We start from the raw sequence: 12,622 nt of genomic DNA on the forward strand, positions 1-12,622 counted from the left end.
TTCCGTCATCTCGCTGCGATGTTATGAAAACGACGCCTGTAGGTAAAAAGCATCGCCAGCCTCTTGAGGGCTGGCCTTCTGTTGAAGATCTTTTCGTTTTTGTCACCGTTGCCCGCAACGGTGGATTTGCCCGGGCAGCGCTGGAGCTGGGGCTATCCCCCTCCTATATCAGCAAACGTATCGCTATTCTTGAAAAATGCCTCAACATCCGGCTTTTTTTCCGTAATAACAGAGTGATGCGTCTCACTCCGGAAGGTGAAAATGCGCTGGATGGGGCGATGCAGGTCGTCAGTGAAATGGATGGCTTTGTCAGTCGTCTGGATAATCAACGTGGCGTGTTGGCGGGTCATATCACCATCAACTGCTCATTTGGTTTTGGGCATAAATATGTCGCAGAGGCGCTGTCGTCATTTATGATCGCCTACCCTGATATCACGGTAAAACTCATGCTAACAGATCGTGAAGTGGATCTTGTGGAGGAGGGAGTCGATATTGAGATTCGTGTTGGGGATGACATCAATGAATTGTATATCGCAAGGCAATTGGCCACTAATCGCCGGATCCTTTGTGCTTCCCCTGAGTATCTCGAACGCCACGGTAAACCAGAGTCTGTTAGTGCGCTTGTGCAACATGATTGCCTGATGATTCAGGAAAAAAACTCGGCATTTGGCAACTGGATATTAACGGATGGCAGGCAGCAGACACATTGCCGACTAAACGGTTTTCATTCTTCCAACAGCGGTAGCGTGGTGCTCATTTGGGCACTGAAAGGTCATGGCATTACATTGCGATCGGAATGGGATGTTGCGCAGTATATTGCACGCGGTGAACTGGTTCACGTATTGTCCCAGTGGTATCAGGAAGCGAATATCTGGGCCGTATATACCCGGCGTTCATCAAGCTCTGATCGTATCAAAACCTGCATAGATTTCCTCACTGAATATTTCGCGCAATGCTTGCCGGGCGGCAAAGCACTCGACAGATTGTAAGCAGTAGGCTGGCGCCGGATGCTCTTACTTACGTTTACTGTTGGGTGTTCTTTTTGCCAGCACCCAGTGGCTTTTAGGACTTTGCGTTGGTGGCGCGGTTTTGTTGTCCGCGATAGTGGCAAAGTTATCTTTTACCCCACCACGTGGCCCGACCTCCACATAGATACCTCCGTTGTTACCGGAGTTCTCACCTGGTTTTAGCGTCATATTTTACCTCCTGATTTTTGGGTGACGATTATCGGAGGTTGAGGGGAAGATTAATATCGACCAGATGGCGTTGGCTGAAAGGCATAAACACTGGGGGTAACTTATGAGAGGAATAATCGGTACTAAAAAGGGCCTGCAATTTCTCGCAAGCCCTTGAAATTTGGTGGCCCCTGCTGGACTTGAACCAGCGACCAAGCGATTATGAGTCGCCTGCTCTAACCACTGAGCTAAGGGGCCGTGGCGGTGGATTATAAAGTAACTCCGCGTTGCAATCCAGATATAAGCGTACGGATGCTGTTTTTATAAACAATGTATTTTCAGTCCGTTATACTTGTCCCTTGATGTATTGTTCGGAGTAATTATGGTTAAGGACATACTGGCGCCGGGGCTGCGGGTGGTATTTTGCGGCATCAATCCGGGGCTGTCTTCTGCGGGGACCGGCTTCCCATTCGCGCATCCGGCTAACCGCTTCTGGAAGGTTATCCATCAGGCGGGATTTACCGAACGCCAGCTAAAGCCGGAAGAGGCGCAACACCTACTGGACTTCCGCTGCGGTGTCACCAAATTCGTCGACAGACCAACGGTACAGGCCAATGAGGTTAAGCTACAGGAGATGCGTAGCGGTGGCCGTAAGCTCATCGGGAAGATAGAAGAGTACCAGCCAGATGCGCTCGCAATCCTCGGGAAGCAGGCATTTGAGCAGGGGTTCAGTCAACGTGGCGCGCAGTGGGGAAAACAGACACTGACGATTGGTGCAACGCAGATTTGGGTATTGCCGAACCCCAGTGGGTTAAGCCGTATGACGCTGGATACGTTAGTGGGAGCGTATCGGGAGTTGAATGACGCGCTAATTATGCGCGGGCTGTAAATAAAAACGCCACCTTGCGGTGGCGTTTATGCTTATACGGCTGTAACGAGATTAATCGTCGAGGAAGCTGCGCAGTACTTCAGAACGGCTCGGGTGACGCAGTTTGCGTAACGCCTTCGCTTCGATCTGACGGATACGTTCGCGGGTAACGTCGAACTGTTTACCGACTTCTTCCAGCGTATGGTCAGTGTTCATATCGATACCGAAACGCATACGCAGAACTTTCGCTTCACGTGCGGTAAGCCCAGCCAGAACGTCGTGCGTTGCAGCACGCAGGCTCTCAGTGGTGGCAGAATCCAGCGGCAGTTCGAGGGTGGTATCCTCGATGAAATCTCCCAGATGCGAATCTTCATCGTCGCCGATCGGCGTTTCCATGGAGATAGGCTCTTTAGCGATCTTCAGCACTTTACGGATCTTGTCTTCCGGCATCAGCATACGTTCAGCCAGTTCTTCCGGCGTCGGTTCGCGACCCATCTCTTGCAGCATCTGGCGGGAGATACGGTTGAGCTTGTTGATGGTCTCAATCATATGTACCGGGATACGGATGGTACGCGCCTGATCCGCGATCGAACGGGTGATCGCCTGACGGATCCACCAGGTTGCATAGGTGGAGAACTTGTAACCACGACGGTATTCAAACTTATCAACCGCTTTCATCAGACCGATGTTACCTTCCTGAATCAGATCCAGGAACTGCAGACCACGGTTGGTGTATTTCTTAGCGATGGAGATAACCAGACGTAAGTTTGCTTCAACCATCTCTTTTTTCGCACGGCGGGCTTTCGCTTCACCGATGGACATACGACGGTTGATGTCTTTAACCTGCTCGATGGTCAGGCCGGTTTCTTCTTCAATTTGCTGCAGTTTCTGCAGGCCGCGGTGAACATCATCTGCCACATCGTGCAGTTTTTCAGACCACGGTTTGTTCATCGCGATTGCCGCGTTGAACCAGGTTTCGCTGGTTTCGTTGCCGGTGAACAGAGTGATGAAGTTCTTCTTCGGCATTTTGCACTGCTCAACGCAGAGCTTCATGATCAGACGTTCCTGAGTACGCACGCGGTCCATCATGACGCGCATGCTGTTTACCAGGTAGTCGAACTGTTTTGGCACCAGGCGGAACTGTTTGAATACTTCAGACAGCTTCTGAATTTCTTCCTGCGCGGCTGCATGGCTGCGGCCTTTCGCTTTGATCGTGTCGCGGGTGATTTCGTACTGGGTACGCAGTTCACCGAATTTCTCGCGCGCTAATTCAGGGTCGATGCTGTTGTCGTCGTCGCTGCTGTCGTCGTCGCCGTCTTCTTCATCTTCGTCTTCGTCGTCATCCATCTCTTCCTGAGAGAGTTCAGAGCCGACGTGGGTCGCGGTTGGCGCCATGTCTTCTTCTGCGTTCGGATCGACAAAGCCGGTGATCAGATCGGAAAGACGAGCTTCTTCAGCTTCTACGCGATCGTATTGCTCAAGCAGATAGGTGATGGCTTCCGGGTATTCGGCAACGGAGCATTGAACCTGGTTAATCCCGTCTTCGATGCGCTTAGCGATGTCGATTTCGCCTTCACGGGTTAACAGTTCAACGGTACCCATTTCGCGCATGTACATGCGGACCGGGTCAGTTGTACGACCGATTTCGGATTCAACGCTGGACAGGACCTGGGCAGCCGCTTCTTCCGCGTCTTCATCGGTACTGTTGGAGGTTTCGGCAAGCAGCAGATCATCGGCATCCGGTGCTTCTTCCATCACCTGAATACCCATGTCATTGATCATTTGGATGATGTCTTCGATTTGATCTGAATCGACGATATCTTCCGGCAGATGGTCATTGACCTCGGCATAGGTCAGATAGCCTTGCTCCTTACCACGTTGGACAAGAAGCTTCAGCTGTGACTGCGGGTTTTGCTCCATAAGACGGTATCCACACTTAATTCGTTTGATTGGTGTTGGGCGGTAAAACCGCCAACGGCAAAACGAGGGCATACTTATATTTTGCCGCTGCCTCTCCGTGCGGCTGTCGGGGGCTTCCCGATCGATATTCGGCAGTTAAGCCGTTAAATACTGTTGTCTTTCAGTTTATTTCTTGGCCAGTTCCTGGTTCAGCGTCCAGAGTTCCCGGCGTTCTTCGCTGCTTAAACCGTGTGTGCGCTCACGAGCTATCAACTCTTCCTGGCGCAGTTCAAGCATCGAATCAAACATATGGTTGAGTGAGTCGGTGAAGGTTTTTTCTGCGATATCTTTATCTGCTATATCGTCCCACATCGACAGTTTTTCAAGGGTCGCAGCATCATTTGTACCGCGATAGTGCTCTAAAAGTTGTCCGGTGGTCAGACCTGGCTGAGACAGACAAGTGTTGACCAGTTCTCTGAATAAGCCAAGTCCAGGCAGCCTATTTTGATCCAGTGCGCCTAACGGCGGAACCAGCGGGGCCAAATCCGGGTTTTGCACCAGTAACCCTATAAGTATACGCATGGTCGTACGTTTTAGCTGTGGAACAGGGCGGGAAGCCCCATTTTCTGCCAGTTTTGGCATTAAACGTTCAAGCTGGCTGTCATCCAGGATGCCGAGCTTGTTCCCTAACTCCTGTCGCAGATAAATGCGCAACGTTTCGCCTGGAACCTGAGTGATCAGCGGTAGCGCCAGCGTACTGAGCTGTGCGCGCCCGTCCGGGGTACTCAAATCGACCTGCGGCAACAGGCTGTTGAACAAAAATGCGGAGAGCGGTAAAGCCTGCTCCATTCGGGCTTCGAAAGCCTCTTTCCCTTCTTTACGCACCAGCGTATCGGGGTCTTCGCCGTCAGGTAAAAACATAAAACGTAGCTGGCGGCCGTCTGTCATATAAGGCAGTGCGGTTTCCAGCGCGCGCCATGCTGCGTCGCGCCCGGCGCGGTCACCGTCGTAGCAGCAGATGACGTTGTTCGTCGCACGGAACAACAGCTGAATGTGATCGGCGGTGGTTGACGTCCCCAGGGATGCCACGGCGTAGTTAATGCCGTATTGCGCCAGGGCGACCACATCCATATAGCCTTCGACCACTAACAGACGCTGCGGATCGGCGTTATCCTGTTGGGCTTCATAAAGGCCATACAACTGGCGACCTTTATGGAAAATATCGGTTTCCGGGGAGTTCAGGTACTTCGGCAGGGCATCGCCCAGCACACGTCCACCAAAACCAATGACCCGGCCACGTTTATCACGAATGGGGAACATCACCCGTTCGCGGAAGCGATCGTAACTGCGTCCTTGATCGTTGGTGACCAACATTCCCGCGTCGATCAGCGATTTGCGATTCTCGGGATTGCCGCCAAACCGTTTCAGGACGTTGTCCCAACCGGGGGGCGCAAAACCAATGGCAAAACGGGTGATAACGTCGCTACTTAATCCTCGCTTTTCCAGGTACTGGCGCGCAGGGGTAGCGGCGGGTTGCATCAAAGACTGTTGATAAAAAGTGTTCAGGCCGTCCATCAATTGATAAAGACTTTGCCGTTGATGGCGCTCTATCTGACTGGGGCCACTGCCTGCTTCATAGGGCACTTCTAAGTTGTGCATTGCGGCCAGTTCTTCGACGGTTTCCACGAACTCGAGCTTGTCGTAGTTCATGAGAAAGTCGACGGCGTTGCCGTGTGCACCACACCCAAAGCAGTGATAAAACTGTTTTTCACCGTTTACGGTGAAAGAGGGGGTTTTTTCGTTATGGAACGGACAGCACGCGTGATAATTTTTGCCCTGCTTTTTCAGCTTTACCCGCGCGTCGATGAGATCGACAATGTCGGTTCTTGCCAGCAGGTCATTAATGAATACGCGAGGAATTCGTCCAGCCATATGCCCCTGTTTTTTTGATGACTCATATACACAAAATCATTCAGGATGCATCAAGGCGGCAAGGGAGCGAATCCTCAGGAGCGTACATTAGTACGTGACTGGGGTGAGCGACTGCAGCCAACACAGAGGCAGCTTGAATGATGACGTGTATAAACGAAAATAAGCCGCGCATTCCTTCCGGAAGCACGGCCTTACAACTACAACTCAGTCTGAATTGAGAGCGTTGGCTCTCAATGGATTAGTACAGACGAGTACGGCGTGCGTTTTCGCGAGCCAGTTTCTTCGCGTGACGTTTCACAGCAGAAGCTTTAGCGCGCTTACGTTCGGTAGTCGGTTTTTCATAGAACTCACGACGACGAACTTCCGCCAGAACACCTGCTTTTTCGCATGAACGCTTGAAGCGACGCAGTGCTACGTCGAACGGCTCGTTTTCACGTACTTTAATTACCGGCATGTAACTCTCACCTTTAATAAATTCGGTTTGCCGCTGGCATCAACGCCAGCTTATTTCAAAATGGTGCGGAATTTTACTGCAATTGCTGCTGCTTTGTAAAGCACCGACGCGATTTTGAAAGGGACTTTTATAAGGACAAGGAGTATACACGAGCGGAACTCCTGGGGCGAACAAAGTTTTACATCAACCCGCATTGGTCCTACACTGCGCGGTAATAGAGCGAGGTAAAACAAGTCATGCGTGTATTGGGCATTGAAACATCCTGCGATGAAACCGGCATCGCCATTTACGACGATGAAAAAGGTCTTTTAGCCAACCAATTGTATAGTCAGGTGAAATTACATGCTGACTACGGCGGCGTGGTGCCAGAACTGGCTTCGCGCGATCATGTGCGTAAAACCGTACCGCTGATCCAGGCCGCGCTGAAAGAGGCGGGACTGACAGCCAAAGAGATTGACGCGGTAGCTTATACCGCAGGTCCTGGCCTGGTTGGTGCGCTGTTGGTCGGCGCAACCGTGGGGCGTTCGCTGGCATTTGCCTGGGGCGTTCCGGCAATTCCTGTACACCACATGGAAGGCCATCTGTTAGCCCCAATGCTGGAAGAAAATCCGCCTGCATTCCCGTTTGTCGCGCTACTGGTTTCCGGCGGTCATACTCAGCTGATTAGCGTCACCGGAATTGGCCAGTATGAACTGCTGGGCGAATCGATTGATGATGCGGCAGGTGAAGCATTCGATAAAACTGCCAAGCTGCTGGGGCTGGATTATCCTGGTGGTCCAATGCTGTCAAAACTGGCATCACAGGGCGTCGAAAAGCGTTTTGTCTTCCCGCGTCCAATGACTGACCGCCCGGGGCTGGATTTCAGCTTCTCTGGTCTGAAAACGTTTGCTGCGAATACCATTCGCAATAACGAAAATGACGATCAGACTCGCGCAGATATCGCCCGAGCCTTTGAAGATGCGGTAGTCGATACGCTGATGATCAAGTGCAAGCGCGCACTGGATCAAACCGGTTTTAAACGTCTGGTGATGGCGGGGGGCGTCAGTGCGAACCGTACGCTGCGTGCAAAGCTGGCCGAGATGATGCAAAAACGCCGTGGTGAAGTGTTCTATGCGCGTCCGGAATTTTGCACTGACAACGGGGCAATGATCGCCTATGCCGGCATGGTGCGTTTTAAAGCTGGCGCGACGGCCGACCTTGGCGTGACGGTACGTCCACGCTGGCCGCTGGCGGAATTACCGGCGGCATAAGCTCACAATATCGTAGGCCCGGGAAGCGCAGTGCCACCGGGCAATACGCTACATCCGCAGCATCCCCTTCTCTTCCAGAAACGCGATAATGGTTTCCAGACCCTCTCCGGATTTTAAGTTGCTGAATGTCCATGGCCGCTCGCCGCGCATGCGCAGGGTATCGCGTTCCATGACCTCCAGCGAGGCACCTACGTAGGGTGCCAGATCGGTTTTGTTGATCACCAGAAAATCAGATTTTGTGATCCCAGGGCCACCTTTGCGCGGGATCTTTTCGCCCTCGGCAACGTCGATCACGTAGATCGTCAGGTCGGCCAGTTCCGGACTAAAGGTGGCACTCAGGTTATCGCCGCCACTTTCCACGAAGATCAGATCCAGATTACCAAATTTGTCGCTCAGCGCTTCAACTGCCGCCAGGTTCATTGACGCATCTTCACGGATTGCGGTATGTGGGCAGCCGCCGGTTTCCACGCCGACAATCCGTTCAGGCTCCAGTGCGCCAGCCTCGGTGAGAATGCGCTGATCTTCTTTGGTGTAGATATCGTTGGTCACGACGGCAAGTTGCCAGGTGTTGCGCATGGCTTTGCATAATGCCTCCAGTAGCGCGGTTTTTCCGGAACCCACCGGGCCGCCTACGCCCACGCGCAGGGGGTGTTTGTGTGCACTCATGTTTTCTCCTCAGGAGCGGAATAGTCGGGAATATTGCGTTTCATGCCGGGCAGAGGCGATGGCGGCCAGTGGCGTAGAGGAGCCGAGACAAATGTCAGGGCAAGCCAGTGCCTGTGCCAGACCCTGCGCATAGCGATCGCAAAGCGAGATAATCAAGCGCTGCGCCGCCTGCTGACCAAAGGGGACCAGTTTGACGCCGGCCATCACCGCACTTTCAATCCAGCTGTAGCCGAAGCTTAACGCCAGCTCTGTCAGTGGGATTTTCCAGCGCACGCCCAGCCAGGCCATGCCGCAAAGCTGGCTTTCACTAAAGAGCGCGCGCCATTGCGGGGAACAACCGGGCTCCCAGTCGGTGACCAGGCGCGTAAAGGCTATGCCCCGGCTGCGTTCTTCATCCCGCAGTTCGCGGGTTTCCCGACAGGCCAGCAGGTAAGCAGTCCAGCGGCGCGCGGCGGCGAGATCGTCCTGCTCACAGGCGCGATACAATCTCGCCAGCAGCGGCATGTCGACGGTAAAAAAATTGTGCTCCATCTGCTGGATTTGCCAGTCAGAGAAGTCATCGACGCCTGTCACCCAGCCGATCTCGACCGCCCACTCCAGCCCCTGGGACCAGGTAAACGCTCCCACCGGTAAACTGCTGCTGGCAAGCTGCATCAGGCGCAGCTGTTGGGTGCTATGCATCAGTGCGCATGACCGTGATGATGGCCGTGTGACTCGCTGGCATAAGCGCCAGCTTCCGGTTCAAACGGCAACTGGGCGAACGTGACCTCAAGGTTGAACTGGCGCAGCATATCGTCCAGCACATGATCGTGGTGGTAGCGCAATTCAGCGGGCAGGATTTGCAGAGGAACGTGGCGGTTGCCGAGGTGATAACAGGCTTTAGCGAGCAGGAAAGGATCGGCGCAGCGCACGACAGAAACCGACTCCGGCGCGGCGATGACTTCGATGACTTCGCTGCCTTCGTCGTTGGTCAGCAGATCGCCGCCGCGCAACAGTAAGCCTCTCGGTAGCATCAGCCCGGCTTCGCGGCCGTCGTTCAACGCGACTCTGGCGCGACTTTTTACCCGAACATCAATGGGTAGCGTGACGCTTGCAGTGACAGGATGGGCGTGGTTAAGGCGTTGGGTCAGATAGATCATCATCACTCCTTAAAACAGGAAATAGCGTTGCGCCATCGGCAACACATCTGCCGGTTCGCTGGTGATAAGTTCGCCATCAATACGCACCTCGTAGGTTTGGGCATCGACGGTGATATTGGGCTGTAGGCTGTTGTGGATCATGTCGGCTTTTTTCACCGTCCGGCAGCCCTTAACGACAGCGATGGCACTTTGCAGATTGAGCTGTAGCGGGAGGTTTAGCGCATCAGCAGCCTGAGAGATAAATGTCAGACGACTGTGATGCCGCGCCGCGCCGAGCGCGCCAAACATCATGCGGTAATGCACCGGCTGCGGAGTCGGGATCGAGGCATTGATATCGCCCATCGGCGCACAGGCAATCATCCCGCCCTTAACGATCGTTGCCGGTTTTACACCAAAGAATGCCGGTGACCACAGCACCAGGTCAGCCAGTTTACCAACCTCAATGGAACCGACTTCGTGGGCGATACCGTGGGTCAGCGCCGGGTTGATGGTGTATTTGGCGATATAGCGTTTAACGCGTTGGTTATCGTTATCGCCGGTTTCTTCCGCCAGCGGACCGCGCTGTACCTTCATGCGGTGCGCCACTTGCCAGGTACGCAGGATCACTTCTCCCACGCGTCCCATGGCCTGAGAATCCGATGAGGTCAGGGAAAATGCGCCAATATCGTGCAGCACATCTTCGGCGGCGATCGTTTCCCGACGAATACGCGATTCGGCAAAAGCTACGTCCTCGGCGATATCCGGGTCGAGGTGGTGACAGACCATTAACATATCGAGGTGCTCGTCGATGGTGTTGACGGTGTAAGGCAGCGTTGGGTTGGTAGAAGAGGGCAGTATATTCGCGTGTGCGCAGGCGGTGATGATGTCCGGCGCATGGCCACCACCTGCCCCTTCGGTGTGGAAGGTATGAATAGTGCGATTGCCAATTGCCGCCAGCGTATCTTCGACGAAGCCAGACTCATTCAGCGTGTCGCTGTGCAGCGCGACCTGAATGTCCATTTCATCAGCGACGGTCAGTGCGCAGTCGATAGCCGCCGGGGTGGCACCCCAGTCTTCGTGGATCTTAAGGCCAATCGCCCCTGCAGCGACTTGTTCGCGTAACGTGTCGGGATTCGAACCATTGCCCTTGCCCAACAGACCGATATTGACCGGCAGCGCGTCAGCCGCCTGGAGCATACGGGCGATATACCATGGGCCTGGCGTACAGGTGGTGGCATGGGTTCCTGCTGCCGGTCCCGTGCCACCGCCGATCATTGTCGTCACGCCAGAGACCAGAGCCTCTTGCGCCTGCTGCGGGCAGATCCAGTGAATATGGGTGTCCACACCGCCAGCGGTGACGATCTTACCTTCTCCGGCGATCGCTTCTGTGCCAACGCCGACAGGGATCGTGACGTCAGGTTGAATATCCGGGTTACCTGCCTTGCCAATGGCGAAGATCCTGCCGTTTTTGATGCCAATATCCGCTTTAACGATCCCCCAGTGATCGACGATCAGCGCGTTGGTTATCACCAGATCCACACACGCTTGCGTGCGCATTTGACCCTGCCCCATACCGTCGCGGATCACTTTTCCGCCGCCGAATTTGACCTCTTCTCCGTAGGTGGTGAAGTCTTTTTCTACTTCGATCCACAATTCCGTATCTGCCAGCCGTACTTTATCGCCGGTTGTCGGGCCAAACATGTCAACGTAAGCCTGCCGGGACAGTTCATTCATTGTCTGCCTCCAGTGCACCCATGACTTCACCGCGAAAACCCACGATCCGCTGTGCACCGGCCACACGCACCAGTTCGACTTCCCGCTTTTGTCCGGGTTCGAAACGTACTGCGGTACCCGCAGCAATATTCAGGCGAAAACCACGTGCGGACTGACGGTTAAAATGTAGCGCCGGATTGACTTCGTAAAAGTGATAGTGCGATCCCACCTGGATGGGGCGGTCGCCATGATTTTCCACTACGATCGTGCGGGTTGTCCGGCCCGAATTGATCGCGATAGTTCCCGTTGAGATCTGATATTCACCAGGGATCATTGCTGCTCCTTAAACGATCGGGGTATGGACGGTGACCAGCTTAGAACCGTCCGGAAACGTGGCTTCTACCTGAATATCCGGGATCATCTCCGGAACGCCTTCCATCACTTGATCGCGGGTGAGAACGTGGCGACCGTCTTCCATCAGTGAGGCAACAGTTTTGCCATCGCGCGCACCTTCCATAATAAAAGCGCTAATCAACGCCACTGATTCCGGGTAGTTCAGCTTTAGCCCGCGGGCCAGGCGCCGCTCCGCCACCAACGCAGCGGTAAACAACAACAGCTTGTCTTTTTCTCGGGGGGTCAGTTCCATAATGGCTCTCTTAGGTTTGCCAGATTCGCGGGAGTACGGGAGATTTCTGCATAAGCAGTGGGCGTAGGAATTGCCAGATATCGCGCATCACGCGCTGAACGACCAGGTTGTCATCTGCCAGAAAACGTAGCGTAAGCAACGCGTCGTTAAGCGTGGCTCCGGCGTAATTTCCCAGTGGTGTAAGCCGTTCGCGTACACCTTCCAGCATATTTTCGTTCGCCGGGTAGCACAGCAGTGTGCCGACCCAGGGATGCCGGGCAATGCTGCTCAAGTCTCCACCTTGCAACTTTAGGCGTTCTACCAGGAGCGGTTGTCCGTCCCGCCATACTTCCAGACGGTTCTGCAGCGTGCCGTGACTGAACGTTTCCTGCAGTACCGGTCGTCCGAGACACAAGAGATCCCAGGCAAACAGATGACTTTCATGTGTCAGGTGAAAGACTGACTGGAGAGTGGCATTGGCGCCGGGAAAGAGGATCGTGTCCTGCGGTAGCCACTCCAGTGTGGCGTGTGGGGCGAGGGTAAAATGCTGGCGTAGCTGCGCCTGCGGTCCACGGCTACGATAGAACTTGCCCGCACCGGGCATTGTTATTAAGGCATGGCTGTGTTCGTTGAGTGAAACGGAAATATGCAACTCGTCACCGCCGACAATGCCGCCGGGAGGATGAAGTAAATAGAGATGACAGACGTCGTTTTCCGGGTAAAACGGGCGCTGGACTGTTAACGGACCGTGATGACGCGACGAGGCAAGCACCGTTTTGTGTGTGGTGCGGGTAAACTGCAAATCCAGTTCGGCCTGCCAGCCCCGTGTATGTGTCTCGTGCGCAACGGTATCCAGAGCGTTTCCCTTATCGGCATGAGGGTATTTGTGTACAAAAAAGTATGCCTCAGCACAGTGGGAAAA

General features: G+C 54.1%; 13 protein-coding genes, 1 tRNA gene and 1 pseudogene. 3 read left to right on the plus strand and 12 right to left on the minus strand.

All coding sequences use genetic code 11. The features are described from left to right. The first annotated feature begins 23 nt into the window (after window positions 1-23). Window positions 24-989, plus strand: coding sequence for a LysR family transcriptional regulator (locus OGX95_RS11180; protein WP_286629462.1), 966 nt, complete (start codon window positions 24-26; stop codon window positions 987-989). Here the strand turns inward: OGX95_RS11180 and OGX95_RS11185 are convergent. Together OGX95_RS11185 and OGX95_RS11190 are read right to left on the minus strand one after the other, a co-directional pair. Next, window positions 965-1,196 (minus strand): annotated as a pseudogene (locus OGX95_RS11185) (cytoplasmic protein); the annotation flags it as partial. The gene OGX95_RS11180 and the pseudogene OGX95_RS11185 overlap by 25 nt on opposite strands. Before the next feature lie 161 nt (window positions 1,197-1,357). Further along, window positions 1,358-1,433: transfer RNA gene (locus OGX95_RS11190), tRNA-Ile, on the minus strand. A gap of 124 nt (window positions 1,434-1,557) precedes the next feature. On the opposite strand from OGX95_RS11190, the gene mug reads away from it, so the two are divergent. Then, on the plus strand, window positions 1,558-2,064 hold the full coding sequence (mug, locus tag OGX95_RS11195; protein WP_286629463.1) for a G/U mismatch-specific DNA glycosylase: 507 nt from the start codon (window positions 1,558-1,560) through the stop codon (window positions 2,062-2,064). A 51-nt stretch (window positions 2,065-2,115) separates the two neighbouring features. Here the strand turns inward: mug and rpoD are convergent, their stop codons facing one another. From rpoD to rpsU, 3 genes are all read right to left on the minus strand, one after another. Next, on the minus strand, window positions 2,116-3,963 hold the full coding sequence (gene rpoD, locus OGX95_RS11200; RefSeq protein WP_003024699.1) for an RNA polymerase sigma factor RpoD: 1,848 nt from the start codon (window positions 3,961-3,963) through the stop codon (window positions 2,116-2,118). A 165-nt stretch (window positions 3,964-4,128) separates the two neighbouring features. Continuing rightward, window positions 4,129-5,874 carry a DNA primase gene (dnaG, locus tag OGX95_RS11205; protein ID WP_286629464.1) on the minus strand — a complete coding sequence of 582 codons (1,746 nt, stop codon included), beginning with the start codon at window positions 5,872-5,874 and terminating at the stop codon, window positions 4,129-4,131. 238 nt (window positions 5,875-6,112) lie between these two features. Next, a complete protein-coding gene (gene rpsU, locus OGX95_RS11210) occupies window positions 6,113-6,328 on the minus strand; it encodes a 30S ribosomal protein S21 (protein ID WP_001144069.1) in 216 nt (71 codons plus the stop codon). Window positions 6,329-6,564: 236 nt separating this feature from the next. Here rpsU and tsaD point away from each other — a divergent pair, with 236 nt between their 5' ends. Then, complete coding sequence (tsaD, locus tag OGX95_RS11215) at window positions 6,565-7,578, plus strand: tRNA (adenosine(37)-N6)-threonylcarbamoyltransferase complex transferase subunit TsaD (RefSeq protein ID WP_038633989.1); 1,014 nt, start codon at window positions 6,565-6,567, stop codon at window positions 7,576-7,578. A gap of 48 nt (window positions 7,579-7,626) precedes the next feature. Here tsaD and ureG read toward each other — a convergent pair whose 3' ends face one another. From ureG to OGX95_RS11250, 7 genes are read right to left on the minus strand one after another with little or no spacing between them, the layout of a single operon-like run. Continuing rightward, a complete protein-coding gene (gene ureG, locus OGX95_RS11220) occupies window positions 7,627-8,244 on the minus strand; it encodes an urease accessory protein UreG (RefSeq protein WP_286629465.1) in 618 nt (205 codons plus the stop codon). A gap of 9 nt (window positions 8,245-8,253) precedes the next feature. Next, window positions 8,254-8,925 carry an urease accessory protein UreF gene (locus OGX95_RS11225; protein ID WP_286629466.1) on the minus strand — a complete coding sequence of 224 codons (672 nt, stop codon included), beginning with the start codon at window positions 8,923-8,925 and terminating at the stop codon, window positions 8,254-8,256. Next, window positions 8,925-9,383, minus strand: a complete 459-nt coding sequence (gene ureE / locus OGX95_RS11230) for an urease accessory protein UreE (protein ID WP_286629723.1) — start codon at window positions 9,381-9,383, stop codon at window positions 8,925-8,927. Before ureE ends, OGX95_RS11225 begins: the two co-directional genes overlap by 1 nt. 9 nt (window positions 9,384-9,392) lie before the next feature. Further along, window positions 9,393-11,096, minus strand: coding sequence for an urease subunit alpha (gene ureC, locus OGX95_RS11235; protein ID WP_286629467.1), 1,704 nt, complete (start codon window positions 11,094-11,096; stop codon window positions 9,393-9,395). Continuing rightward, window positions 11,089-11,409 (minus strand): urease subunit beta, encoded by a 321-nt coding sequence (locus OGX95_RS11240; RefSeq protein ID WP_286629468.1) that lies wholly within the window; start codon window positions 11,407-11,409, stop codon window positions 11,089-11,091. The genes ureC and OGX95_RS11240 overlap by 8 nt, the downstream gene beginning before the upstream one ends. A 9-nt stretch (window positions 11,410-11,418) precedes the next feature. Beyond that, a complete protein-coding gene (locus OGX95_RS11245; RefSeq protein ID WP_137382538.1) occupies window positions 11,419-11,721 on the minus strand; it encodes an urease subunit gamma in 303 nt (100 codons plus the stop codon). A gap of 10 nt (window positions 11,722-11,731) precedes the next feature. After that, window positions 11,732-12,556, minus strand: coding sequence for an urease accessory protein UreD (locus OGX95_RS11250; RefSeq protein WP_286629724.1), 825 nt, complete (start codon window positions 12,554-12,556; stop codon window positions 11,732-11,734). Between the last annotated feature and the right edge of the window lie 66 nt (window positions 12,557-12,622).

It is taken from the genome of Citrobacter sp. Cu233 (assembly GCF_030332225.1).
In the GTDB taxonomy this organism is placed as follows: domain Bacteria; phylum Pseudomonadota; class Gammaproteobacteria; order Enterobacterales; family Enterobacteriaceae; genus Citrobacter.

What these genes read in the sequence shown, in the direction of transcription:
- dnaG (WP_286629464.1), bottom strand. Translation starts at nt 5,874, where the DNA reads ATGGCTGGACGAATTCCTCGCGTATTCATTAATGACCTGCTGGCAAGA.
- ureG (WP_286629465.1), bottom strand. Translation starts at nt 8,244, where the DNA reads ATGAGTGCACACAAACACCCCCTGCGCGTGGGCGTAGGCGGCCCGGTG.
- mug (WP_286629463.1), top strand. Translation starts at nt 1,558, where the DNA reads ATGGTTAAGGACATACTGGCGCCGGGGCTGCGGGTGGTATTTTGCGGC.
- rpsU (WP_001144069.1), bottom strand. Translation starts at nt 6,328, where the DNA reads ATGCCGGTAATTAAAGTACGTGAAAACGAGCCGTTCGACGTAGCACTG.
- ureC (WP_286629467.1), bottom strand. Translation starts at nt 11,096, where the DNA reads ATGAATGAACTGTCCCGGCAGGCTTACGTTGACATGTTTGGCCCGACA.
- rpoD (WP_003024699.1), bottom strand. Translation starts at nt 3,963, where the DNA reads ATGGAGCAAAACCCGCAGTCACAGCTGAAGCTTCTTGTCCAACGTGGT.
- tsaD (WP_038633989.1), top strand. Translation starts at nt 6,565, where the DNA reads ATGCGTGTATTGGGCATTGAAACATCCTGCGATGAAACCGGCATCGCC.
- OGX95_RS11245 (WP_137382538.1), bottom strand. Translation starts at nt 11,721, where the DNA reads ATGGAACTGACCCCCCGAGAAAAAGACAAGCTGTTGTTGTTTACCGCT.
- OGX95_RS11240 (WP_286629468.1), bottom strand. Translation starts at nt 11,409, where the DNA reads ATGATCCCTGGTGAATATCAGATCTCAACGGGAACTATCGCGATCAAT.
- OGX95_RS11180 (WP_286629462.1), top strand. Translation starts at nt 24, where the DNA reads ATGAAAACGACGCCTGTAGGTAAAAAGCATCGCCAGCCTCTTGAGGGC.
- ureE (WP_286629723.1), bottom strand. Translation starts at nt 9,383, where the DNA reads ATGATCTATCTGACCCAACGCCTTAACCACGCCCATCCTGTCACTGCA.
- OGX95_RS11225 (WP_286629466.1), bottom strand. Translation starts at nt 8,925, where the DNA reads ATGCATAGCACCCAACAGCTGCGCCTGATGCAGCTTGCCAGCAGCAGT.